Annotated in this window: 25 protein-coding genes, 4 pseudogenes and 1 other annotated feature; of the genes and pseudogenes, 14 read left to right on the top strand and 15 right to left on the bottom strand. The window is 31.4% G+C overall.

The genetic code is table 11. The features are described 5' to 3' along the window. The coding region (locus ABS911_RS08985; protein ID WP_350467275.1) for an alcohol dehydrogenase catalytic domain-containing protein at positions 1-805 on the bottom strand (805 nt) is incomplete at its 3' end. Between the two features lie 133 nt (positions 806-938). Here ABS911_RS08985 and ABS911_RS08980 point away from each other — a divergent pair. Beyond that, positions 939-1,277, top strand: coding sequence for a winged helix-turn-helix transcriptional regulator (locus ABS911_RS08980; RefSeq protein ID WP_502880518.1), 339 nt, complete (start codon positions 939-941; stop codon positions 1,275-1,277). A gap of 365 nt (positions 1,278-1,642) precedes the next feature. Here ABS911_RS08980 and ABS911_RS08975 read toward each other — a convergent pair whose 3' ends face one another. Continuing rightward, positions 1,643-2,053 (bottom strand): hypothetical protein, encoded by a 411-nt coding sequence (locus ABS911_RS08975; protein WP_350467274.1) that lies wholly within the window; start codon positions 2,051-2,053, stop codon positions 1,643-1,645. 1,365 nt (positions 2,054-3,418) lie between these two features. On the opposite strand from ABS911_RS08975, the gene ABS911_RS08970 reads away from it, so the two are divergent. Then, on the top strand, positions 3,419-3,763 hold the full coding sequence (locus ABS911_RS08970; protein ID WP_350467273.1) for a hypothetical protein: 345 nt from the start codon (positions 3,419-3,421) through the stop codon (positions 3,761-3,763). A 49-nt stretch (positions 3,764-3,812) separates the two neighbouring features. On the opposite strand, the pseudogene ABS911_RS08965 reads toward ABS911_RS08970, so the two are convergent. Next, positions 3,813-4,330 (bottom strand): annotated as a pseudogene (locus tag ABS911_RS08965) (tyrosine-type recombinase/integrase). A 208-nt stretch (positions 4,331-4,538) separates the two neighbouring features. Beyond that, positions 4,539-4,673 carry a hypothetical protein gene (locus ABS911_RS08960; RefSeq protein WP_350467272.1) on the bottom strand — a complete coding sequence of 45 codons (135 nt, stop codon included), beginning with the start codon at positions 4,671-4,673 and terminating at the stop codon, positions 4,539-4,541. Positions 4,674-4,788: 115 nt separating this feature from the next. Between ABS911_RS08960 and ABS911_RS08955 the strand changes: the two genes are divergently transcribed. Then, entirely contained in the window at positions 4,789-5,313 is a 525-nt protein-coding gene (locus tag ABS911_RS08955; RefSeq protein WP_350467271.1) for a hypothetical protein, read from the top strand. 251 nt (positions 5,314-5,564) lie between these two features. On the opposite strand, the gene ABS911_RS08950 is transcribed toward ABS911_RS08955, so the two are convergent. The 3 genes from ABS911_RS08950 to ABS911_RS08940 form a co-directional block, all read right to left on the bottom strand. Then, positions 5,565-6,524 carry an IS30 family transposase gene (locus tag ABS911_RS08950; protein ID WP_350467270.1) on the bottom strand — a complete coding sequence of 320 codons (960 nt, stop codon included), beginning with the start codon at positions 6,522-6,524 and terminating at the stop codon, positions 5,565-5,567. A gap of 300 nt (positions 6,525-6,824) precedes the next feature. Further along, entirely contained in the window at positions 6,825-7,346 is a 522-nt protein-coding gene (locus ABS911_RS08945; protein WP_350467269.1) for a YcxB family protein, read from the bottom strand. 74 nt (positions 7,347-7,420) lie between these two features. Further along, positions 7,421-8,032, bottom strand: coding sequence for a stage II sporulation protein M (locus ABS911_RS08940; RefSeq protein ID WP_350467268.1), 612 nt, complete (start codon positions 8,030-8,032; stop codon positions 7,421-7,423). Positions 8,033-8,309: 277 nt separating this feature from the next. Between ABS911_RS08940 and ABS911_RS08935 the strand changes: the two genes are divergently transcribed. The 3 genes from ABS911_RS08935 (at position 8,310) to ABS911_RS08925 (ending at position 11,063) form a co-directional block, all read left to right on the top strand. Beyond that, positions 8,310-9,935, top strand: coding sequence for a Mur ligase family protein (locus tag ABS911_RS08935; RefSeq protein ID WP_350467267.1), 1,626 nt, complete (start codon positions 8,310-8,312; stop codon positions 9,933-9,935). A 236-nt stretch (positions 9,936-10,171) separates the two neighbouring features. Continuing rightward, positions 10,172-10,714: a MarR family winged helix-turn-helix transcriptional regulator gene (locus ABS911_RS08930; protein ID WP_350467266.1), complete on the top strand. Its 543-nt coding sequence runs from the start codon at positions 10,172-10,174 to the stop codon at positions 10,712-10,714. Further along, positions 10,707-11,063, top strand: a complete 357-nt coding sequence (locus tag ABS911_RS08925; protein ID WP_350467277.1) for a rhodanese-like domain-containing protein — start codon at positions 10,707-10,709, stop codon at positions 11,061-11,063. The genes ABS911_RS08930 and ABS911_RS08925 overlap by 8 nt, the downstream gene beginning before the upstream one ends. A gap of 159 nt (positions 11,064-11,222) precedes the next feature. Here ABS911_RS08925 and ABS911_RS08920 read toward each other — a convergent pair whose 3' ends face one another. After that, positions 11,223-11,456, bottom strand: a complete 234-nt coding sequence (locus ABS911_RS08920; RefSeq protein WP_350467265.1) for a hypothetical protein — start codon at positions 11,454-11,456, stop codon at positions 11,223-11,225. A gap of 919 nt (positions 11,457-12,375) precedes the next feature. Between ABS911_RS08920 and ABS911_RS08915 the strand changes: the two genes are divergently transcribed. The 3 genes from ABS911_RS08915 to ABS911_RS08905 all read left to right on the top strand — a co-directional run bounded on the left by ABS911_RS08915 (position 12,376) and on the right by ABS911_RS08905 (position 13,960). Then, on the top strand, positions 12,376-12,798 hold the full coding sequence (locus tag ABS911_RS08915) for a hypothetical protein (protein WP_350467264.1): 423 nt from the start codon (positions 12,376-12,378) through the stop codon (positions 12,796-12,798). A 28-nt stretch (positions 12,799-12,826) separates the two neighbouring features. Continuing rightward, positions 12,827-13,516 carry a M23 family metallopeptidase gene (locus ABS911_RS08910; protein WP_350467263.1) on the top strand — a complete coding sequence of 230 codons (690 nt, stop codon included), beginning with the start codon at positions 12,827-12,829 and terminating at the stop codon, positions 13,514-13,516. A gap of 258 nt (positions 13,517-13,774) precedes the next feature. Beyond that, entirely contained in the window at positions 13,775-13,960 is a 186-nt protein-coding gene (locus tag ABS911_RS08905; RefSeq protein WP_350467262.1) for a DUF6366 family protein, read from the top strand. A gap of 140 nt (positions 13,961-14,100) precedes the next feature. Here the strand turns inward: ABS911_RS08905 and ABS911_RS08900 are convergent. From ABS911_RS08900 to ABS911_RS08890, 3 genes and pseudogenes are all read right to left on the bottom strand, one after another. Continuing rightward, positions 14,101-14,570 (bottom strand): annotated as a pseudogene (locus ABS911_RS08900) (nitroreductase family protein). After that, a complete protein-coding gene (locus ABS911_RS08895; RefSeq protein WP_350467261.1) occupies positions 14,571-14,945 on the bottom strand; it encodes a MarR family winged helix-turn-helix transcriptional regulator in 375 nt (124 codons plus the stop codon). It abuts the pseudogene before it with no gap. Positions 14,946-15,121: 176 nt separating this feature from the next. Continuing rightward, positions 15,122-15,532, bottom strand: a complete 411-nt coding sequence (locus ABS911_RS08890) for an SRPBCC family protein (RefSeq protein ID WP_350467260.1) — start codon at positions 15,530-15,532, stop codon at positions 15,122-15,124. A gap of 306 nt (positions 15,533-15,838) precedes the next feature. On the opposite strand from ABS911_RS08890, the gene ABS911_RS08885 reads away from it, so the two are divergent. Together ABS911_RS08885 and ABS911_RS08880 are read left to right on the top strand one after the other, a co-directional pair. Next, positions 15,839-16,855, top strand: coding sequence for a Gfo/Idh/MocA family oxidoreductase (locus ABS911_RS08885; RefSeq protein ID WP_350467259.1), 1,017 nt, complete (start codon positions 15,839-15,841; stop codon positions 16,853-16,855). A 51-nt stretch (positions 16,856-16,906) separates the two neighbouring features. Then, on the top strand, positions 16,907-17,884 hold the full coding sequence (locus ABS911_RS08880; protein WP_350467258.1) for a Gfo/Idh/MocA family protein: 978 nt from the start codon (positions 16,907-16,909) through the stop codon (positions 17,882-17,884). Between the two features lie 3 nt (positions 17,885-17,887). Here ABS911_RS08880 and ABS911_RS08875 read toward each other — a convergent pair whose 3' ends face one another. Beyond that, positions 17,888-18,754 carry a MurR/RpiR family transcriptional regulator gene (locus tag ABS911_RS08875; RefSeq protein WP_350467276.1) on the bottom strand — a complete coding sequence of 289 codons (867 nt, stop codon included), beginning with the start codon at positions 18,752-18,754 and terminating at the stop codon, positions 17,888-17,890. A gap of 209 nt (positions 18,755-18,963) precedes the next feature. Here ABS911_RS08875 and map point away from each other — a divergent pair, with 209 nt between their 5' ends. Next, the gene (map, locus tag ABS911_RS08870) at positions 18,964-19,719 is read left to right on the top strand and encodes a type I methionyl aminopeptidase (RefSeq protein ID WP_350467257.1); all 756 of its coding nucleotides are present in this window, start codon (positions 18,964-18,966) and stop codon (positions 19,717-19,719) included. Positions 19,720-19,945: 226 nt separating this feature from the next. Here the strand turns inward: map and ABS911_RS08865 are convergent, their stop codons facing one another. Continuing rightward, the gene (locus ABS911_RS08865) at positions 19,946-20,179 is read right to left on the bottom strand and encodes a hypothetical protein (protein ID WP_350467256.1); all 234 of its coding nucleotides are present in this window, start codon (positions 20,177-20,179) and stop codon (positions 19,946-19,948) included. 224 nt (positions 20,180-20,403) lie between these two features. Here ABS911_RS08865 and ABS911_RS08860 point away from each other — a divergent pair. Then, a pseudogene (locus ABS911_RS08860) lies at positions 20,404-20,927 on the top strand (nucleotidyltransferase family protein). 836 nt (positions 20,928-21,763) lie between these two features. On the opposite strand, the gene ABS911_RS08855 reads toward ABS911_RS08860, so the two are convergent. Together ABS911_RS08855 and ABS911_RS08850 are read right to left on the bottom strand one after the other, a co-directional pair. Next, entirely contained in the window at positions 21,764-23,014 is a 1,251-nt protein-coding gene (locus tag ABS911_RS08855) for an MFS transporter (protein ID WP_350467255.1), read from the bottom strand. Positions 23,015-23,041: 27 nt separating this feature from the next. Continuing rightward, positions 23,042-23,599 (bottom strand): ArsR/SmtB family transcription factor, encoded by a 558-nt coding sequence (locus tag ABS911_RS08850; RefSeq protein WP_350467254.1) that lies wholly within the window; start codon positions 23,597-23,599, stop codon positions 23,042-23,044. 195 nt (positions 23,600-23,794) lie between these two features. Next, positions 23,795-24,012, top strand: a binding site (T-box leader). Positions 24,013-24,081: 69 nt separating this feature from the next. Between ABS911_RS08850 and ABS911_RS08845 the strand changes: the two are divergent. Beyond that, a pseudogene (locus ABS911_RS08845) lies at positions 24,082-24,325 on the top strand (tyrosine--tRNA ligase); the annotation flags it as partial.

Below are 24,325 nucleotides of genomic sequence, written 5' to 3'. Positions count from 1 at the left end.
CTTCAACGTTACCAATACATTCAAAACTGTAATCTACACCACCATTTGTCATTTCTACAATAACTTCTTGAATTGGTCGATCGTAATCAGCGGGATTAACGAAATCAGTCGCTCCCATTTGTTTAGCTAATTCCCATTTATCAGGATTTAAATCTACAGCAATAATACGTTTTGCATTTGCTTTCTTTAACCCTTGAATAACCGCTAAACCAATTGCTCCTAATCCAAATACTGCTGTGACAGCACCTTCTTCGACTTTTGCAGTATGTTTAACAGCTCCAAGACCAGTAGTGACTCCACAACCAAACAAACAAACTTTGTCTAAAGGAGCATCTTCATCAACTTTTACTAAATTGATTTCATTGACTACCGTATATTCACTGAATGTACTTGTTCCCATATAATGATAAATAGGTTCTCCCTTATACGAGAATCTTGTTGTTCCGTCAGGCATTAAACCTTTTCCTTGGGTCTCACGAACCGCACTACATAAATTAGTTTTGCCAGAAAGACAGAACTCACATTTCCCACATTCTGGTGTGTATAAAGGAATGACATGATCTCCAGATTTTACAGAGGTTACTCCTTTACCCACGGATACAACTACTCCAGCCCCCTCATGTCCTAAAACAGCTGGGAAAATTCCTTCTGGATCTTCTCCTGATAACGTAAATGCATCTGTGTGACAAACAGAAGTATATAAAATTTTCACTAATACTTCATTTTCTTTTGGTTCTTCTACATCAATTTCAACAATTTTAAGTGGCTCATTCGGGCCAAATGCTACTGCCGCTTTACTTTTCATACTTTTTCCTTCTTTCTTTTAAAACTATTCTTTCTAGTAAACCTATTGTATTGTATAATGCTTAAAAAGTTAATACTGATATTTTTGTCACTATGAACTTTTAGACTAAGTATTGAGAAAGGATTGGACTAAATTGATCAATTATAAAGATAAAGATTTTTATACAAGTAAAGATTTAGCTCTCTCTGTCATTGGTGGGCGCTGGAAAATTGCGATTATTTGGGCATTACTGCATGAGTCTCCATTACGTCTAAGTGAATTACAAAGACAATTTCCAGATATTAATCAAAGAACGTTGATTCGACAATTAAGAGAACTTGAAGAAGATAACATTATTCAACGGACCATTTATCCGGTAGTACCTCCAAAGGTTGATTATACATTAACCGAACTTGGATTAAGTCTAGAGCCGGTTGTAACAGCTATATGCGATTGGGGAGATCTATTCCATCAGTCTTTAGAACCTAATTAAAATAATCGTTAGTTTAAGCAGGTCAACTAACTATCAGCTATTCATATAAAAGGTTACTTGATGCTAAATATATATGTATTTGTTATTGTCTACCGAGAAAAATCTTATGATTAACTAAACCTTATTTATTTTTAAATGATTTACTAACTAAAAAAAGACTACAACATCTGTAGTCTTTTTGTTGATATTTTTATCTATTACTTCCAAATTACTGGAACAATTTAAAAAAAGGATTCTACTGCTTTTTAAGCGGTAACATCCTTTTTTTGATTACTATTATTTTATATTTATTCGAATAGAATTAGGCTTATACTGAATTTTTTTGTCATAATGAGGCAGAGCATACATGACTGTTTGCCCCACTCTCACTTATAAGTATTATAATCTGGAAAATCACTTTTAGATAGAACCCAGTAAATAGTTCCTTCTGTTGCTTCATCTTCATTATATGGAATCAAAATAACAGCATTATCTTTGTCTTTCTTATCTGGAAAAACAAAAGAGTAACTGTTATCATCTAATTCTATTTTTTTATAACTAACATTATTTTTAAATCCAGTACCTGTTTGCTTATAAGGTACATTCCAATCATCTGATCCGTCAGAACTAAAAGTAATGGATTCATCCGTCAAATTGATGACTATTTCTTTTCCCTCAGAATTTTCTGCATACCATTTACCCTGTATCTCTTCTGAACCTTTACATCCTGTTAAGATTGCAAGCATAGCTCCTAAAAAAATACCTATCACTAATTTCCTACTTTTCCTTTTAAACAAAAGAGCACCTCCTATTTTTAACGCACTTCTATCATAAGCCATTATTGATACTGTTTTCAAGTTCACTTAATCTGTCATAGACTAAACGCTTTTTTTGATAGGTAAACCTAATTTTATAATATAGAATTGTGTTTACTTTTAGAATTTACCCACAAGAAAATTAAAAAATTCATATGTTCCATCATTAAAATAGTGAAAATCTATAGTGAGAATACCTCGTTGCCTCTTCAGCTAGCCATCCTCTATACTTTTTATTGAAAAAACTTTTAAGCAGAAATGTACCTTGAATGGTTTCAAATTTATACACTTCAGAAGTTTCACCTTGTCCAGCAAATAGATGAATAGCTTTTAGTTCATCACTTTTTCTTCGACCTTTTTCTTTAAATAATTTTCCATTCTATTTAAACTTACTTGCCTATAAATACCCATCTAGTAAAAATTCTACTCTTAATATACTTATTTTCTATCTTAAATTTTCCTTGGTCCTACTTTCTACTTGGGCTCAAATTAGATAGTCTACATTCTTAATAATTCAAAATCACATCAACTATTTAATTTTATAAATCTAAAAAACCGATAGTTTATAGTCAAGCATCCATTCTTTCGGTATGATAAAGATAAGTAATACGCAGCTATGACTGAATGCTAAGAGGAGTTACAATAAAAATGAAAAACAACTTATTATTGTATTACTATTAGTAGTAATACTAACTATCCTAAGAAATATATTAGGATTTACACCTTTAATAAAACGGCTGATTTTGCTATTTTTTGTATTGCTTGGATGTTGGTTTTCTTATACTAATTATAAAAAAAGATGAACTAACTTCATTATAAAAAGACTATTCATATTAATTCCCTTTATTTTTAGAGCATATGTAAACCAATAAGTGCATTACTTTTCAAATGAAATTAAAGATATTAAAGGTACAAAACTAAAGGGATAGAAGATATTATTATTAAAAGTCTAATATTTTTTTACATACTAGAGAGGAAGTAAACAATACTATTGTATATTTTCTTAGAAAGGAGATTTTTTATCTAATGAATGCTATTTTATTTCTAGTAGTTTTTTTCATTTTTTTGTATGGAGTATTTTCTATATTTTCCGATATTCATAACCGGGGAAATAAAAAGAAATAATAAACTTAAAAAAACAGGATGGACAAATTTCTAGAAAAAGAAATGAGAAGGTAATTTCAAGATTTTTCTTTTTGCGTCAGCAACTTTTTTTTATGGAGTAAATAAATTCTATGTCCGAAGAAGAGCTACCTAAGAACTTTTCAACAAAAAACGGGAATAAATCTACTGGTAGCATTACTGGTCAATATATTAAAATCTTTAACAAGTAGAGGAAGGTTTTACGTGAAAAAAAGGATATCTATGTTCTTAATAACAATAGTCCTCATTTTGCTAGTTTTTTTTCTTGTAAATAAATCAGAACAGAAAAAAATTCCCACTTTAGTAAATTTTTCGGGTACTACCTATGTTTTGACACATGAACCATATAAAAAAGCCTTACAAACTGATAAAGTCTATGTTGTTCAAAAAAAGGTAGATCGATATAGTTACCCCGAAATCAGCTTAGAATCTAATTTTTTAGAAGCAGGTACAAAAATCTACCTACCAAAAGAAGCAACTGAATCTATAATTTGTTATAAATTAGATGATGACTTATACGTGGCAAGAGAAAATATAGATGAAAAATAGAAGGCTTTTTGCTTTTTATTAGGTTCAAATTATTCTTAATTATAATAAATCAAAAATCTAATCTGAAGTTGAGCAAAATTTCACTGATTTCATCTGCATTAATCTCAATATAAAGCTTCGTGATTTTTTCGTTGTTGTACCCAAAAATTTCCATCAGTGTAGTTACTAGCTACGTATTTGGTTTTCTTGTAATAATTGGTAACCAACTGTCTTCCGCAACGTGTGCGTGCCGATATCGTTTCTTCCTAATAGCTTAGCGACCTTTTGAAACATCTAATAGACCGTATTCACTTTTACGTGTTCACCTTTGGTACTAAAAAATAAATAATCCTCTGAATCTAAGGCTTTCGTGTTCTCTTGAATCAAGCCCTGCAAGCTACTCAAGTACAAAGACGCGGATTTCCGGTCTTTTTTCTACAATACGAGGTTTTTTGAGGAAATAAGTTCTGTCTTCTTTAATTTTACAATGTCAAGCCTACGCAAACCACTGTTAATACCAATTAAAAATAAAAATACATCTCGATTCGCGTTTTTATTGCGCCTTAAACAGAATTAAAAGTCGTTTATTTCTTATTGAGTCCGTAATGGTTGGACGTTGTAATTCATTTAAAAACCCTCTCCTTTAACAAAAGCAATACATGATTTTGTTTAATATATAACAAAATCATGTATCGGAGACCATTATAAAAAAAGAACCCTATAGAAATAGGATTCCAGATACACGATTTTATCCAATTTCATGTATTAAAAAATAATACTCTTTTTGTTTATTTAATTATTTTTTGTCATTTTCATTGTCTTTATCATTCTGTTTCCCCTGATCAACCCAGTATTCGGCTATACCACCCATTTTTGACCAACTCCACCCAAATATGCATAGACCAATAATAGCTAAAAGTAGTATTAACATTTTATCTCCTCCTATACCCAATTATTATATATTTTAATATTATGTGTTTATTTTAACAATAATTGTGTTAAAATGATATAGAAAGCGATTACAAAACAAAAAGGAGATGTTGTTAATGAGGTATATGACTAAGATTGGTGTGGTATTTGCTGTATCAGGTTGTTTATTCGGGTTGAGTACGATTTCTGTTTCCGCAAGTGAAAACGTGAGCAATAATGATGTTTTGCTAGAAGAAAGTTTTGTAACAGAAGGGCAACCAGTTATTTTTGAAGATGCTACGAGTATAGAAGAAGTTGTGAGTCAAATTGATAATTTTTATGAAAATACGTCTAATATGCCTTCTTCTGAACTGGGAATTACTCCTATGGCTGCTGCTGGAACTAAATGGGGAAATGGGACAGTTGTAAATGCAGGCGGTGGAAGCCAGTTAGTTACTAGTTATTTTTGGGTTAAAGGCAGTAATATGAGTGGTAGTAATGTTGTAGGGAGAGCACAAAAAAAAGCAGTTACTGACAAATATGGCAGTGTTAAAAGTAGTACTTCTTATAAAATGAAAACTACACAAAAAGTAAATATGAGTCCTCAAACACAAGGATATGTTACTGTATCAGCTACAGCTTGGGTTTATGCAAGAGATTAATTTTTAAAAATAAGATACATAAAAGCCAAGGAATTAAATCCTTGGCTTTTTTATTTATAAATATTTTTCACGATAAATTGGAAATCATTTATCAAAGCGCTAGAAGAACCTTTAATTAACAGTCCTAAATGATACATGTCTTTATCTAATTTCATGTATCTAAAAAAGAAACTAATTTATTCATAATAAAGATGGAGTAAAATTCAATAAGAACTAGTAGATAAAAAAAGGAGTTTTAAAATTCTGATTTGTCAAATTAAGCTAGACAGAATATCTTCACTCATGTAACTCATAAATACTTCTAATGGTGTTTGATACCCCAACGACTTTCTTGGAATAGTATTTCTTTTGTCTGCGACCGATGAAACAAAAGACTGATCGACTTGATTAAAATCCATTTCTTTTGGTAATCCGCCTTTTCGAAGCAGTCCGTTAGAATTTTCGTTTAAAGCGCGTTGTGAAGGCGTTCCAGGATCCGCAAAATAAATTGCGATATCGTGGTGGTTGCATAATGATTTCCAATTAGAAAATTCTTTTCCACAATCAAACGTGATGGAACGGAATAAGTTTCTTGGAATGCCTTGAAACCAGTGATTCATGGCTGTTTCAATAGCGCTGGCCTTTCGTCCATTGGGTTTCAAGGTAATGATGACTTTCGACAAACGTTCCACTAACGTGATGACAGCACTCTTATGATGGACACCTACAATGGTGTCGCCTTCGATATGGCCAAATTCTTCTTTAAACTGAGGATAATCCTTCTCTCTTTCTGAGATATTGCGCTTGAAAGCCTGTTTTCCTCGACGTTCTTTATGACCATTAGGCTTCCTTTTCCCCTTCATTGGGAGTGTGGTTTCATCAAAAATCTTTTCTTTGAATTGACGGTAAAGGGTACGAACAGAACACTCGACAGACTCTTCAGCCCGACCAATAATGACGTCAGGAGTCCATCCTTGAGTGACTTTCTCTTTGATGTAGGTCTGTTGTTTCTTTGAAAGCATAATTTTACGACGGCCACAACGCTTTTTATTTTCCTTGTACTGTTGGTAATATTCAAGCGCTGTATGACCATATTTCAAAAAGTTAATGACGTTGTAAATGGGTGTTCGCGTTCGTTTTAAATAGACAGCTATTTTCGCAACTGGGATATTTTTGTGGTAATAAGACTCTATCATCACCAGTTCATCCGTGGTAAGATGGCTGTAGGTCATTCGTGATCACTCCTATGTCTTCTTTAGTCGGAAATACATTATGAGTGTACCACGAATGGCTTTTTTAGTTGTCTAGCTTAATTTTACAATCGGCGAACAATAAAAAACGTTATTACAGTCGTTAATAGAAATAAACCATAAAGAATTTTTGTGAAAAGTAATCTTTTATTCTTTTCCATTTAGTACCCCTCTTAAATTACTAGTATCCAACAATTGACCAACACTCTTTGATAGAATGATGTTGTTAAATACTCTAGTTATCAGGAGAAACTAACTCCATAACTTTCTTTTCTACATTTTTTACAACTTATGATTTTTTAATATTTCTGCAAGAAATACTTTTATTGCGTTTTCATCTTCAAATGCCCTTTTAGGAATTATATATGCTGAGATTGAAGAATTATAAATATATATATACTCATTCGTTTCGTCTACTCTATTTACTTCATTCCATTTTGTCATAATTTCACCAGTAGGGCTTTTTTGGACCATTTCTGTATCCGTTATTATTATTTTTCTTTTCTGAAATAAACTTTCATTACTTCCTTCTTTAAGCATCTTCTCTATTTTTCTTTTCATTTCCCAATTAAAGTATTTAGGATAAAAAACTAACCAAATTACACTAGTAATACTGAATATAGTTATCCAATACCACATAGGTATTTCTGAAAATCTAATAATTATGAATGGAGCGATTAGAAAAATTACTGGTCCTAATATCCTTTGTACTAGTAAACTTCTCTTTAACGATGGTGACTTGTTAGTATGATCAATATTAAAGTTTATATAATCTTTTTCAAATAATTCAAATTCAATTTCCATTCAGTATCCTCCTAATAATATGTAGTTATATTTTATTTCATGTCTTAGACAATGACACTTAACTATATATAAATTTATTGAAATAAATTGAACAAAATATCAGCTACATATGTTTCTAAAAATGCAGCAATGATCATCATTGGGAGAACTAGCATAGTATAGATTTTTAGAGCCTCTAGAAATTTTGATATAAGTGATACCTTCACCTTAGTTTTTTTAAAAATATTCTTAATTTTTATTCGAATAATTTGATTGACCTCAAAAAGAACAGCTGCAAATAAACAGAACGCAAAAATCTCAATAATAGAATAAGATATACTAGAAATAATTATCTGTAATCCTTTAACTGAATCAATTTGAAGGATAATCCCAAAAGCAATACCTGTAATAAAAGAAGGTATAAATACATTTAGTAGATATAAAAATTGTATGGGTATAATAGCTAAAATCAGCATCTGTAAAGGAACTTCAAACCCATTGTTAATGATAAAGGCTCCTACTTTTTGTATTCCTGTTACTTTACTTATTTCTTTAACAGCTCCTATTGAATCAATTACCTTTGTTATATCTACATTTAACCCTAATATGTAGGTTATTACAGTTGTAACCACTGTTATGATTGTTAAAAACAAAAAAAACTTAACCGCTCTTTTAACAGTAATTTTGTTGATTATGTGGAAAAACATACATCACCTCTTCGTTTAAATTAGTTAGAATTTACTCAATTTTAACCTTTATACTTTTTAGATGCTATAACATTTTTTCCATATTTACTTATTCTCGATATATAAATTTATTTTATGTATTTCGTAGCATAAGTGGACAAAGGTTTATTTTCAGTGAGCAAATAATATGACATAAAACAGATAAAATAGTAAACTAAATATTACTAATAGACATAATCTGCAAAAGTATATAACTTATCAGATTATGTACACAATCACTGGAGGAGTCACGATCATTATGAACCTAACTGACTTATTGAAATCGGTAAAGATCGACTCTAGCTGCCATAATCAGTTTAAAACAGAATTAGATAAAATCGATATTAAAAAAATTGCTTATCACTCAAAAGAAGTAGATGCAGATACTCTATTTGTCTGTATTAAAGGTTACCAAACAGATGGACATAACTACGCAAGGCATGCTGCAAGTCAAGGTGCAACGGTTATCATCGTCGAACAATTTATTGAAGGCCTAGATGTTCTTCAACTTAAAGTTTCAGATAGTCGTGAAGCTTTGGCTGTTTTGTCGAGTAATTTTTTTGATCATCCTTCTAAGTCCATGAGCATATTCGGAGTAACTGCCACTAACGGGAAGACAACGATTACATACATGACAGAAGAGATTTTCAAAGCCTATCAATTAAAATCCGGTTTAATAGGAACTATTCTAGTTAAACTTAATAAAGAGATTGAAATGAGTCGATTAACTACTCCGGAATCTTATGATTTGCAGCAGTATTTTGCAAATATGAGAGATCATGAAATCACACATGTCTCCATGGAAGTTTCTTCCTCAGCGCTGGCACTTAAACGCGTTTATCATGCTGACTTTGATGTTGTAGCCTTTATGAATATCAGTCCAGAACATATCAAATTGCATGAATCATTTGACACTTACTTTAATGCTAAAGCGTCATTAATAAGAAATGCCTCTAAAACAAGTACAGCTATTTTAAATATTGATGAACCCCTTCTTATCCCTTTAGAAAAAGAGACAGAAGCCCAAGTCGTTACTTTTGGAATCGAAAACAAGTCTGGTACGATCACTGTCTCAGATATTAGATTTTCGGCGGGCATACCAACTTTTATTGTGACGATTCAAAAACCCTTCAACACCCTAAGTGGAAAAAGAATTGAGGCAACAAGTTTCGATTTAGAGCTGTCGGTTCCAGGCTATCATTCTATCTATAATGCCCTCACAGCCCTTGTTGTGGGATTGGTCAATGATATACCTATCGAGAATGTTCAGCGAGGAATTAAAAATTTTCGAGGTGTAGAGAGACGATTCCAGATACTTTATGATAAAGAATTCAAAGTGATAGATGACTTGTTATTGAATCAAAACAACATTGATTCATGCATGGAAACCATCAGTCATTTAGATTACAACGAGCTGCACCTTGTACATGCAATCAGAGGAAGTAACGGTCCTGCGCATAGTACAGAGATTGCGGAGTCTTTAACAAAATGGTTCCATAAAATGAAAATAGCTAGGATCATTTTGACAACGGCGCCATCACATGTAAACAAAAATGATGAGGTCACAGAAGAAGAATTAGCCGCTTTCTTGAAAGTGATGCACCAAAATAAAATTGAAGTTACGTTTTTTAAAGAACTCGAAGATACATTGCGATTTGGCGTTGAACAGTTGAATGTAGAAGATATTCTATTGATTTCAGGAGCGCATTCGATGGATCAGGGTGCAAAAAAAACACTAGAATTTTTAAAAGAAATTTATCCGCAAGTAAATCATGAAAAGATTGATCAAGTGTTAAAGAACAAAATCATTGGAGTGGATCCTTTCAAAGTAGCTGAAAAAATTTTAAATTTTAATTCAGGAATTTTAAACCAATCGAATGTATAAAAATAAAAGAAATTCTAGTCTAAGTACATAATTTAGACTAGGATTTCTTTTATTGCTTTTATAGGGAAGTTCTCAACTAAACAGGTTTCATCTATTAACGAAATTATTTTTTTCTACTAAGAACATTCTAGTTAACGGACCCCTAAAGATTAATACTATCTGTAATTGACAATTTAAAAAAATTATTATAAACTCAATATAGTTAGCCGGCTAATTACTTTGAAGGAGAGATTATTTTGGTTGAATATGATTTTATTGATAGACCTACTAAAGAGAGAGTGGAAACGCTTAAAAAGATGTTTCCAGAAGCAAATGCCTCCTTTGTTACTTTATTTTTAGATATTCAATGGACCTATAGAGGCATGCAAAAACAATATGATATTTTTTTTGAACGTTACGGGTTAACAGAAACAAAGTTTATTATTCTTATGTTTCTTTACAACGAGCCTAGTCATCAGCTACTACCTTCAATTTTGTCTGAAAAATTAGGGTCTACTCGTGCAACCATTACTAAAGTTACCAATGGGCTGGAAAGAAATAATTGGATAATTAAGAAACCTTCATCGCGTGATAAAAGGTCTGTCATAATTCAGTTAACACATGAGGGAGAAGCGTTACTGGAAAACTTTCTACCCGAAAATTATCGTGCTGTCTCATTAATAATGTCAACATTGGATATATCAGAACAAGAAGAACTTGTACGATTATTAAACAAAATAAAATTAGGAACGAAGAAAATGCAAACTGAAATGGAGCTAAACAGTAATGAAAATAAGTAAAATAGAATTGTTAGAAACCTTTTTAAGTCTTTATATCAGCCATCATACGGTATTAAATTCACTGCAGGAAGAAAGCTCTCCTTATATCGTATTAGATGTTCGAAATGCTCCTTCAGCAATAAAAAAAGATAAAATTTTAGGTTCAATCGAAATCCCAGCTAAAGACTTAGAGAGTCAATTGGACAAATTAGATAAAAATAAAACTTATGTTGTATATGATTGGACAGGTGGAACAATACTAGGGAAAGAAGCTCTTCTTATTCTATTATCTGCCGGTTTTGAAGCGTATGAATTATCGGGAGCACTTGAAGGATGGAAAGGTATGAACCTTCCTATAGAAGAAATTTAATTCATTGTAGAAAAGCTCGCTTACATTTAAGTGAACTTTTTTATCGGTTATTCCAAGTATAAAATAACGGACTTTTGCTTGCTTTTATCAAATAAAAGGACTTTATTGCTTTTTAAACAATAGAGTCCTTTTGATACTCAATACATGCTTCTATATCATTTAATGTATTTCAACTTGGTAAATATCTTTAGTTATTTTTTCTATTTCTACTTGACCGTTTTCTTTAAGTTTATCGTAACGGTTAATTTCATTATTAAAAAGAACTATATCGGGGTCAAATGTATTTTCATCATCTGTTCTCAGTTCATTTTTTTCTACCTCAAACACGTCAGCGTAAAAATCTATTACCTCATAAACATTTATATTTAAATTCATAGCTGATTCTGTAGACATTTATCTCACTCCCTTAACGGCCTGTATTAGTATTCTTCGTACCATAAGTCTAATTCCGTATCATTATCTGCATTTGGAAGAACATATACCAAATAATGCTTTTTTCATAAAAAGCCCCTCTTCTTTTATTTCTCTTAGACCGCTTTCATTTATAGTATACATGTTTATAAGTTATAATAAAAAGAAGAACCAGTATTATATAAGTAAAAAAACTTCTTTCTAATTCTTAAGCACAATTTTTATACCTAAAACAAAAGAGAAGATAGAAAGAACAATATACCTTACTATATTTAAAACCACTTCTAAGATATAGAGGTCAATATCCATTCCATCCTCATCAGGTATTGGATAAGCCATATTAGGTAAACGAACTATTATTAAGATAGCTACTAAAATTAAACTATAGCCTATGATCTTTTTATAATTTCTCGTGAATAATTTCCTTTCAGTTTTTTTATCTATAATTAATTAAACATCTTTAACCCCAAATAATTTCCTACCTTTATTCTCTCAGTTTCCACTACAAAAGTAACGCACCTATTAGTTTACAATTAGCAACCAATGGTTTACATACAATAAAAATTAAATAAAAAGCAATAAGTCTATATTGATCCCCAAATGTTAGACCAAAAATCTAACGTTTGGAGGTCAGTTTTTGTAATTGTTTTGTCTTACTATGGTAGAAAAAAATATTTACTTCCCCCAGCTCTTTGCATATAAAAATCGGTAATACTTTTGTGCGTTTTGATAGGAACTGATCCAAACTATGTGGGAAAAATATAAGCGCTACTTTAATATCGATTTATAAATAAAATAGTTGATTAAATAAAAAACTTTACTATTTTTTTCTGCATTATATAATGAGAAAAAGATTAAAAAACAAATATCGTTATCTATTAAACTATGTAGGAGGAATGTTATGAAGAAAATCCTATTTTATTTAGTATTTATCATTGTGCCAGCTTTATCTATTTATTTTTACAATGTTTACCTAGTGTCAATTGAAGACCTTTTCTCAAAAGATCCACTTGCTATAACTAGCTCTATTCGCATAGTACATATACTTTTCCCTCTAGTTATTGCGATTATTTTGATCTTTCTATCTTTATATTCGTTGCATTTTTCAAAGTCTAAGAGCTTTTATATAGTACTTACCATCTACTTTATAGTCTATTTGGCTCTTTCTATTTTACCTTTATTTTCAAATAGGTTATCTCTACCTACTACAGTAGCATCGGTATATATAATGAACGATCTTCCTTGGTATGCTGGCTACTATGGAGGCACTCTATTGTTTGCTATTTTTTACAATAAAATAAGCAAACAGTCATTAATAAGCTAAAAAATTAGTTTAGAAAGAAGGGGAAATAATGGACTCAGAAAAACCTATTATTGAATTTCCTTTACGTGGAGAGTGGTTTACTGAAGTGAGTCCAGTAGACCACGTTCCTAGTCATGGAACGAATCGTTTTGGTTTGTGCTATGCTTTTGATTTTCTACAAGTAGACTCAGAAAAGCCAACTTACCCTACACATGACAAAAAAAATGCAGACTATTTTTTTAAAGGAATTCCCTTAGAAAGCTACTATTGCTTTGGAAAACCTATCTATGCAACTTTTTCAGGAGAAGTTGTAGCTGTTGAGCATAATATTTTAGAAAGAGAAAAAGCTTCTTGGTTTCATGACCAGACTTTAGCCATTTGCAATTCCCTCTTCTTCAATTCTGAGCGAGATGACTTTGAATCAATTGGAGGAAATTATGTCATTTTAAAGAAGGATGAAAGAATCTACGCAGTATTCTGCCATCTTCAGAAAGATTCTATAACAGTCAAAGGTGGAGAAAACATTCAAAAAGGACAGTTAATAGGAAGAGTTGGACATTCAGGAAATTCCACAGAACCTCATTTACACTTTCATTTAATGGACTCTGCTAATATTGAAATTGCGAAGGGTATTCCCTTCATATTTGAACAATATGAACTATATAATGGTTCAGTCTGGGAAACGAGAACCAATGAAATTCCTGCTACAAAAGATTTAATACGTTTCAAGAAAGAATAGTTATTTAATATTATGTTTTAGAAACTATCATAAGTAGAAGGTTTGATTTTAATAATTTCAAGATCTGTTTTCTTAATCAATTTCATGAAATACGTTCCATTCTTCACGCAAGACTCCGTATTTGATAGAATCCCAATATTGATCTTGCCAATAATGCATCCTTTGGTTTACATCTAGCAACCAGTAGTTTACATTTATCAAAATAAAAAAGATTTCTACTATATTTAAGTAAAACAATTTTTTAGAGGAGAATGGCATATGAATAGAAGAAAAAAAGAATTAAAAAAGAAAGATAGTCCTATCATTAATTTAGTTGAAGGGACAAGAAGACTTACACTTGGAATCCCTTCTGACAAAAACGATACCACAAGTTGGAAAAGTACTCTTTTATTAATAGTAGTATTAATTTCGGCTTTTTTTATCTACTCACTGTTTGAAAAATAATGCTCTATTTCTAATCATTTACTTTTGTTTAGTGCCATTAATTTGAATTTTTTTACATATCTTAAGTATACAAAAAACTAAAGCTTCCATATCAGGCTACTAAAATAGTGGAATCATTGACATTACGCAATGTTTTGTCTTTATTTAAAAGTAGTTAATTTTTCTGCATCTAAGTAAACAGAATCATATCCTGTTTCCATTGCTTTCCCAATAGATAAAATCATTACTGGAATATAACGATTTTTGTCTAAGCTAAACGCTTCTGCTAGTTGGTCAGCTTCAAATCCATGACTACGTGCGACAAGCATCAATTGCATAGCGGCTAAACCAGAGTCAATTTTCACTACATCATTCATTTCTGAATTGGAAAGATTCCTGTAGTAAGGAATAATTGTCTCTAATTGTTGATTTCTGACTTCAGGTGGCATTTTTCCTTTTCTTCACTGCTTTCGACAATGACAAAACGCCAAAGTTGCATATTGACTGAAGAAGGCGCTGTTGTTGCTTCTTGAATCATTTCTAACATTTCTTCGTGGGAAATTTTAACGTTTTCATCGTATATACGAATTGATCTTCTTCCAATGATTATATCTGAAAAATCATTATTCATTTATTTAGTTAACTTGTTTAATAAATGCAATAATTGGTCAGCTTCTTCATTATTCAGTGTAATTTCCAAATTATTTTCCAGAGAATTATGTTCCTTTTCACAATTTTCTAAATCTTGTTTTACATTTTCCGTTAGCTGAACAAAAACCTCTCTATTATTTTCTTGGTTACGTTCCCTCATAACATTATTTTTTTCTTCCAATATTTTTAATTCTACATGTATCTGAGATCGAGAGCATTTCCCATTTTCTTTGAGAAACATCATCAACTCGTATCTGGTTAAGCTATAGCCGGTTTCTTTCTCAAAAAGTGAAGTAGTCTCTTGGTTAGGTAATTTGATTTGATAAAACAACTCACTTATTTTTTTCAAGTTCATTACTATTCTCCTTTCTCCAATTACTGTGCATTGGATATTGCTATAAAAAACGACCCCTAAAATATTTAGATTTTACTCTAACTTTTGGGGGTCATTACGATATAGAGTTCTTTTTTTGTAACACTTCATATACTAAAATAGATTCACTTTTTTAATTTCTGCTTAGCTAGGGTATTTTATTGTTCCAATACAGATTTAAGATTATTCCCAAACTCCATCCAACTGTATTTAGCTCCTTCAATTGCGCCTTCATAAGCTTTCGTTTCTTCACTGAAGCCAGTTTGTTCAAAATGTAGATTCGTTCCTTCAGCATCCTCTTTTAATGTCCAAGTAATCGTTGTCGTTTCTCCGGCACTTGCCCAAGTATAAGCTAAGGTATTTGGCTCACTTATATCAAGAACTTCACCATTAACAATACCGTCCCAATACTCATTCGGTTCTGAGCGAAATTGAAATTCATAACCTACAACTGGTTTAAAGTCATTCTTCCAAATCCATTTTTCGAGGATTTCTGAAACCGTTAAAGCCTTCCAAACTTCCTTAATGGAACTATCCAATTGAAAATCTAATACTACATCTGCTGTCATATATATCCCTCCAATACTTGATTTAATTGATTTATTCTTCATTACCACAATTCCTAATACAACGGTGCCATGTATCCTTTTCACTTTTATAATGCGATACCTTTACGCGTCTTGTCAAATAAAAAAATTGTTAAATAAATATACTCCTACAGAAAATTTGATTACTGTGCTTTCTAAACATAATGTTCAGTTTGTATCATATTGTTTAGAAGAAAAAGAACATCAGAACCTGAATGTATGGATAACAGCCTATTTCAATCATTTTCCTATATAATCTAAATATACACACTAATAGGAGGTTTTTTTATGTTAACAATGGCTTATATTGGTAACGGAAAAAGTACGAATCGCTATCATTTACCTTTTTCATTAAAAACAGAGAACGTTAAAGTGAAGACAATCTATTCTCGTCATGAAAATAGTTCATGGGATAAGGTTCCTGGAGTCCACTATACAACAAATTTAGAAGATATTTGGAATGATCCAGAAATTCAATTGGTTGCAATCTGCCTTCCAAGTTCATTACATTTTGAATTTGCAAAATTAGCATTGGAAAAAGGAAAAAACGTGCTCGTTGAAAAACAATTTACTGAAACTGCTAAAGAAGCAAGAGAACTATTTGAGCTAGCAAAATCAAAAAAATTACTTGTTCAATGTTATCAAAACAGACGTTACGATTCAGACTTTCTAACTGCTCAAAAAGTGATTGAAAGTGGAATAATAGGTGAATTACTAGAAGTTGAAATGCACTATGATTATTTCAGACCAGAAGTTCCAGAAAATTCTACAGAATTTTCAGCTACTTCAAGCTATCTATATGGACATGGATGCCATACCATTGATCAAGTTCTTTCTTATTTTGGCGACCCAGATTCCATTCATTATGACGTAAGACAATTATTGGGCCCTGATCGAATGAATGATTATTTTGACTTAGACTTTTACTATTCAAAAATAAAGGTTTCGGTTAAATCGAGTTATTTCAGAATAAAACAACGACCAAGTTTTGTTCTATATGGAAAAAAAGGCATGTTTATCAAACAAGAGAAAGATAGACAGGAAGAACACCTAAAATTATTCTATATGCCTACTAATCCTGATTTTGGTATAGATACTCCAGATCATTATGGCACTGTGACCTATATTGATGCTGATGGCCTTTATCACGAAGAAAAAGTCATCTCAGAAATTGGGGATTATAGTCATGTTTATGATGGTTTGTATGAATCAATTATCAATGGAAAAGATAAACTAGTAAAAGATGAAGAAACGATCCGTCAACTGGAAATACTCGAAGAAGGTATCCAAAAAATCAACTACTAACTTTTCTATTCATTTTAAAAATAATTACTCAACTTAGAAAGAAGGTTTATCATGAAACTCGCGATTATAGGTGCAGGAATGATAGTGAACGATTTTTTAACGATGGTTGGCGATGTTCCTGGGATTCAGTTAGAAGCAATTGTGGGGACTGAAAGAAGTATGGATAAAATGAAGATTTTAAAAGATAAATACGAAATCCATCAAGTCTTAACTAACTATGAAGATTGCTTAAAAAACAAAAGCATAGACACTGTTTATATTGCATTACCTAACCATTTGCATTTTTCTTTTGCTAAACAAGCTATCCTCAATAAAAAAAATGTGATTTGTGAAAAACCATTTACGTTAAATTTATCCGAAATGAAAGAGCTAAGAGAACTAGCTCTAACAAACAAAGTAATGTTGTTAGAAGCTATAACCAATCAATATTTAACCAATTATAGAAAAATAAAAGAAGCAATAAAGAACATTGGAACGATTAAAATAATTGAATGTAATTATTCACAATATTCTTCAAGGTATGATGCATTCCAAAAAGGAGAAGTTTTGCCTGCTTTCAACCCTAAAATGGGTGGTGGAGCTCTAATGGATATTAATATCTACAATATCCATTTTGTAATGGGGATTTTAGGCGAACCCAAAGAAGTAAGCTATCTAGCAAATGTTGAAAAAGAAATTGACACTTCTGGCATCCTTAGTCTTGATTATGGGGATAAAAAAGTAGTCTGTATAGGTGCTAAAGATTCTACAGCTCCTATACGAACTATTATTCAAGGAAATAAAGGATCTATCATTATTGAGGGACCAACAAGTATTATCGACAGATTTACTATAATGGATAACCAAAATAAGAGTGAAATTGTTGATTTTAAAGTTCATCCGCATCGGATGTATGAAGAATTTACAGAATTTGAAAGAATCATCAGAGAATCTGATTTTGAAACTATGACACAACACTTGGACCATAGTGAAATGGTTATGGCTGTTGTAGATAAAGGTTTAGAATCTGCTGGTATAACATTAGGTTGATTTTTATATCTCTTCAGACAAAATTCCATTTTCAATCAGCGATTGTTTTTTCTTCAAATTTTCTAAATTGTCTCTGTATTCTTTTGCATATAAAATGGAATACAGAGTGTTCAATATGTATTCAAACGCAACTTGTGATGCAAAGGTTCCAATCTTTACAAAATCATATTCTTCTTGAACTACTACTATCGTTTTAGTAGCTAACTTAATCAAATCAGAGTTTGAATTTCCTGTTATCAAAATTGTTGGAATCTTTTCATTAGAAAAATGTTGCAGAATACGATTATTATGCGGACTAATTCCTCCGTAAGATAAAAATAAAGCACAATCATTTGGGGTAAGATTAGATGCATTCCATGCTACATCTGCATATTCTTCAGAAATAATAGCGAATTTGTTAATTTTTATTAATTTACTTTGAAAACTTCTCGCTCTTACTTGTGAATCACCACGAGAAAACAGAAAAATGCGCTCAGAGTTGTAAAGCATTTCTGCCACCGATTGTAGCAATTCTTCATCTAATTGAGCTAACGTCTTTTTTACCGTATCAATAGTCAGATCCGCCATATTCTTAGCTATATCCATGGTTAAATCTTCTTGTTTAAACGGAAAGTTTGCATCTACTTCTCCCGGCAAATGTAATTCACTATAAACGACACTCGAAATCGCCAGCTTAAAACTTCTAAATCCATCATATCCAATTTTTTTGCAAAGACGGATAATCGTTGAATGAGAGGTATAGGTTAATTTTGCTAAATCTTCAATATAGATAGTAGGAATCTTAGTAATGTTTTGAATAATATAATCGGCAATTCTTATTTCTGTGTTTGTAAAGTTATGTTGATCTTTTAATTTATTCACTATTTGCAACATTTTTAACAACTCCTTTATAAAATAATTCTATCCTATCCAGCTATAATTTACTATACAGCGGCTATTGCAAGCTTTTCTATTTTAGTACTTAATTGAGAAAATAAACTGGTACAAACATTAATAAAACCTATAATTTCCTTTATCTTTCAGTAAAAACACTTATACTATTAGGTATAGATTTAGATATAAAGAAAAGAGGGAATTAGTTGATTACATTAAAATCACAACGCGAAATCGATGCAATGGATGAATCTGGAACAATCTTAGCAAATATGCATATTGCTTTACGCGATTTTATTAAACCTGGCATAACGAGTTGGGATATTGAAGAATTTGCTCATAAATTCATCTTAGATAATGGCGCAATACCCGAACAAATTGGATTTGAAGACTACAAATATGCAACATGTATCAGTATAAACGATGAAATTTGTCATGGTTTCCCAAGAAAAGAACTTCTTAAAAATGGAGATTTGATCAAAGTTGATACGGTTATTAATTTGAAGGGTGCTTTATCAGATTCTTGCTGGAGTTATGTGGTTGGGGAATCCACTCTTGAAAAAGATCATTTAATGGATGTTACTCTAAAAGCTATGTACAAAGGTATTGAACAAGCACAAGTAGGAAACCGTATAGGAGATATCGGCCACGCTATTCAAACTTACGTTGAAAGTGAAAAATTATCAATTGTTAGAGACTTCTTAGGACATGGCATTGGGCCAACCTTACATGAATCTCCCGATGTACCTTCCTATGGACAGGCAGGCAAAGGCTTACGCTTGAAAGAAGGCATGGTCATTACTATTGAACCCATGGTAAATACTGGAACATGGAAGTCAATAATGGATGATAACGGTTGGACTGCTCGAACAAAAGATGGGGGTCTAAGTTGCCAATTTGAACACACCTTAGCGATTACGAAAGATGGCCCACGTCTTTTAACTTCTCAAAACGATCAATAAAGGATCGTTTCAATCCAAATCAAATTGTAGCCAATGGAAATAAGTCTTCTAACACATTTAATTCTAGTGTCAGAAGACTTATTTTTTTACCAATCTTCCTTGTAAAATTAAAAGTATCTCCAATATAAGAAACTTAAAAAAACGCTAAAAAATTTAATACCGTTTGAATCATAAGCTTTATAGGCATTTCTGAGCTTCCAACTAATCAAGTTAGATATTTGATATACTAAGCTGCTATCCATGTAATCCAGCCTATTAAAACACCTAAAACAGGTAGGAGTTGTATGCATAACGAAAGTATTGCCAATCTTTTTACCCACATACCGTAATGGTTCTTTGTAGCATTCTTCAATAGATAGATTGAAAACCCTATTCCTATAACTGGAACTATATAAGACAACAAGATAAAAATAATTAGTTTTACTGAATCTTCCTCAATGGTTTTTGCAGTTTTATCCAACATATCATTCTCCTCTTTTCAGTATTTTTTTAGATAAAAGATAACGTTAACAATACTATAACTTAATCAAAAGTATTTGGATATAAAATTTGTACATAAGCACTTTATCGTAGTCGAAATTTACTTTATAATAAATCCAAACTCTTCATCGTAGATTTAATTTTCAAGAATCTGTTATAAGGTAGGAGAAAAATGTGACTACTTATGAAAAACAATTAATAGAAATGATTGAACACTATAGTTACCTCTTATCCGTTCTAAAAGCGGTTGAAAAACTAAATTTAACTGATGGCTGGGTATGTGCAGGACTTATACGGAATAAAGTTTGGGATAAGTTACATAACACTACAACTCCTATAAATGATATTGACGTTATTTATTTTGATACTTCAGATATATCATGGGAAATAGAAAAAGAACTAGAAAAAAATTAAGTTATTTGCTTCCCAATCAGCCTTGGACCGTAAAAAACCAAGCTCGTATGCATTCGAAAAGTGGATTTGACCCTTTTACTTCATCCTACGACAGTGTTGCTCATTTCCCAGAAACTCCAACTGCAATAGCTGTAAGATTTTATCATAAAAAACTTGAGATCATGGCTCCCTATGGACTAAACGATTTATTTGAATTGAAGGTAGAACCCCCACCCTTTTACCAACAAGGTAGCAAATTTCATTCAATCTATATTGATCGTATTCAAACTAAAAAATGGAAAGATCGCTGGGAAAATTTATCGATCGAACTTTAAATTTGAAAAGAGGGTTATTATGTCTAAGCAACTCATTCTTGCATGTATGATTCTTTTTATTTTGATTAAATTAATCACTCTGGTTTACGTTTCACGTGGTAAATACTTCTCAAGACTTGTAACCTACTGGACTATCTTCCCTACTGATTTAGATAACATTGACCATCTCTCGAAGGAACAACAAGTTAAATTCAACTTTCTAATTTATTTAAGCGGGAATCTAGATATATTGATTTATTTAGTCATTATAGGACTTATATTCTAGAGAAAAACAGATGACTTAATTCTTTTATTATTGCTTACTCATTTGAGTTCTTATTTATTTAGCATACCTTTAAATAAAATTTTGGAAGATCACCCCTTAGGAAATATAACTAAAGGGGACGATAACTAATGTTTACTATTACAAAAATAATGCTTGGCTCTGCACTACCTTTGTTCATTTTTTTATGTATAGGGTTTTTAAACATTGGAAGATAGAAAAAAGTACCTACGATAGAAAATCATTTATCCGTTCGACCTTAGGTATAAGCTATTTGTCGCTCGGTTTAATTATTTTTTTTACAGGGCTTTTTGATTCACCCTTTGGTAGAGGCATTTTTGATTTCTTTTGGTTATCCGCAATTATTATTGGAGTCTGCTTTTGTATAAAAGAGTTTCACAGAAGCCCTGTTCATTCATTAATCTTTCTACTCTTGTCTTATATCTATTTATTGTTCGTACCGTATATCTTTATGTTTTCGTTTATGTAAATTAGAATTATATTTATACTTAAAATTTTCTAAGTGTTAACGTATTTTGAACTATAGTTAATACAGCCTTGTTTATTCATTGAACTATAATTCTATCAATTCTTTAGGTATATTAAAATCTTTATAACTAATAGTTTCGCTATTAGGAAGATTTCGAAGTCTTTTATTGAATAACCATGTCAATCCTACTACTAGAAAACCCATAGCTGCCCAGGAAAGAACTAAACTACTTTCAAAATACCTTACGAGTAATCCTCCAACCAAGGAACCTATAGGCATCGTAATTGCACCAAAACTAGACATAACAGAATTGGTTCTTCCAATAATGGTTAACGGGACAACCGATTGCATTACGGACCCTAGAATAATATTTGCGGAACCGATTGGTATAAAGCATAAAGTAAATAATGAGAGAAAGATGTAAAAACCCATATAAGGAGCAATACCCCATAAAATAAACGCTACAATAAAGGATGAAGATATAAATAGTCCAATGGGAACTTTAGTTAACTTAGTACTAATCAAAGACCCTAAAACCATTCCAATTGAAATAGCGGTTAGTATATATCCGTATTTCTCTTCTCCGCCAAGTGAATTTGCGTAAATAGGCAATATAGCGTACATGAGACCTAAACAAAAATTAACAAAAACATTTGCTATTAGAAAAACCCATATCATAGAATTGAAAACGACTTTCAATCCCAATTTCATTTCTAGGACATAATTTTTTAAGTTTAATTTCTCCACTTTGACAGTCTCTATGGGAGATTTTTTTAATTTTATTAGAGAAAATAAAAGGGCTGCTAGAGTAAATATTATTGAATCTACTAGATACAAGGTGACTATTCCTAAGATAGCTAATAGTATGCCAGACACTGCATTCAAAACTATATCTGCTGTTTGATTTGCTATCGCCAACAAAGAATTTCCTTGAAGAAGTTTGTTTTTAGGTATCATAGCAGGTAGAGCTTTTAGTTGAACCGGATAGCCTAATTCTGCAACTATTGCTGCTATAAAAACGATAGGCAACAAATTATAAATGGTTAATGCGTCCATGTAATAGAGAATGGGGATCAAAAGAATCAATGCAGCTTGAATCAACTGAGTCAATATCAGCACAGGCTTGATATTCCAGCGATCTACTAACGGACCCCATAAAAATTGTAATCCCTTAGGTATCAAAATAACAGCACTTGTTAAGCCCACATAAAAAGGGTCATTCGTTATTTCCGCTGCTAACCAAGTGGTTGTTATGTAATAGATACTATCACCCGCATTAGTCGTTAAACGTCCCATTAAAAGGGACAGGAAATTTTTATCTGCTAACAACTTCATCTTTTACCCCTCCCATCATTTATAAACCTATTCAAAAACTTTGTTTTCGATTTCTATGGCAGTGGTATTAATGTAAAAAATATGTTCATCATTATCACTTTCCATTTGGTCTAGTTCATTTATTAATTGGTTGTACTTTTCCTTCCATAAACTAAATTGTTTTTTTGAACAGTTGATTTGTATAGTATGAGACATAGTCATCTCATCTGATATTAAATGTCTGTTTTTAGAAACAGTTTCTTTAACATTTTCAAGTTGTTGCATAATAATTGAATTATAAACGTCTTCTGCATTTTCTTTTGACAGTGGCAATAAATCTTTATCTATTCTAAAGCCATTATGTGTAGCCCTATAATATTTATATACATTTCCCTTTACTTCTTCTTTTCTTACAATAGCGATCATTTTTTGTTTTTCTAGTTCTTTAAGATGATAAAAAACTTTTGCTTTTTCTAATCCAATTTCTTTACCAATTTCTGTAACTGTCATTTCCTTCTCGATTAGCATAGTGACTATTTTTACTCTTAAAGGATCAGAAATAGTTTTAAGTTGAGTGTAATTTTTTATTATGTATCTTTCTAACATAATATGCCTCTTTTCTTTTAGGGTTAAATAATATTAACCGTTTAAAAAATATTAACACTCATATGGAATTTTGTCTATATTTTTTATAGCTATTTATTAATTTAGTTAGTTTGATTATTTTAGGAAAACAGATAAATTCAAAAACAAGATTGACAAATTGTCTTTACTTCATCTATACTGATAACAATCTCATAATAACTTACGATGAAAGAGCATAGTAGCATCTGGTCCCTGTTTAATAGAAAGCCTATGGATGATGTAAATAGGCACAAACCAACTTTGTGAAGTACACTCTGGAGTAACTTGATTAACCTCAAGCGTATTACTACGTTACAGTAAATGAGTGGCAGGCTTGTTTTGCTTTAAAAACAAACTGCAATTTGGGTGGTAACACGGAAAATTTCGTCCCGATAAAAAAGAGATAAATCTTTTTTATCGGGCTTTTTTTATGCACAAAATACATATATAAGGAGCGGAAAAAAATGAATATTATTGATGAATTAGAATGGCGCGATGCCATTAATCAACAAACGGATGAAACAGGTTTAAAAAAATTGATTGACCAAAAAGAAGTAGGTCTATACTGTGGAGTTGATCCAACTGGAGATAGTATGCATATTGGCCATTTGATTCCTTTTATGATTTTAAAAAGATTTCAGCTAGCTGGTCATCGTCCAGTCATCGTTATTGGTGGAGCGACTGGTTCAATTGGTGACCCAAGTGGGA

This window comes from Carnobacterium sp. (assembly GCF_040274425.1).
Note: the sequence above shows the minus strand (reverse complement) of the source record. Positions and strands in the feature narration are given on the sequence as shown.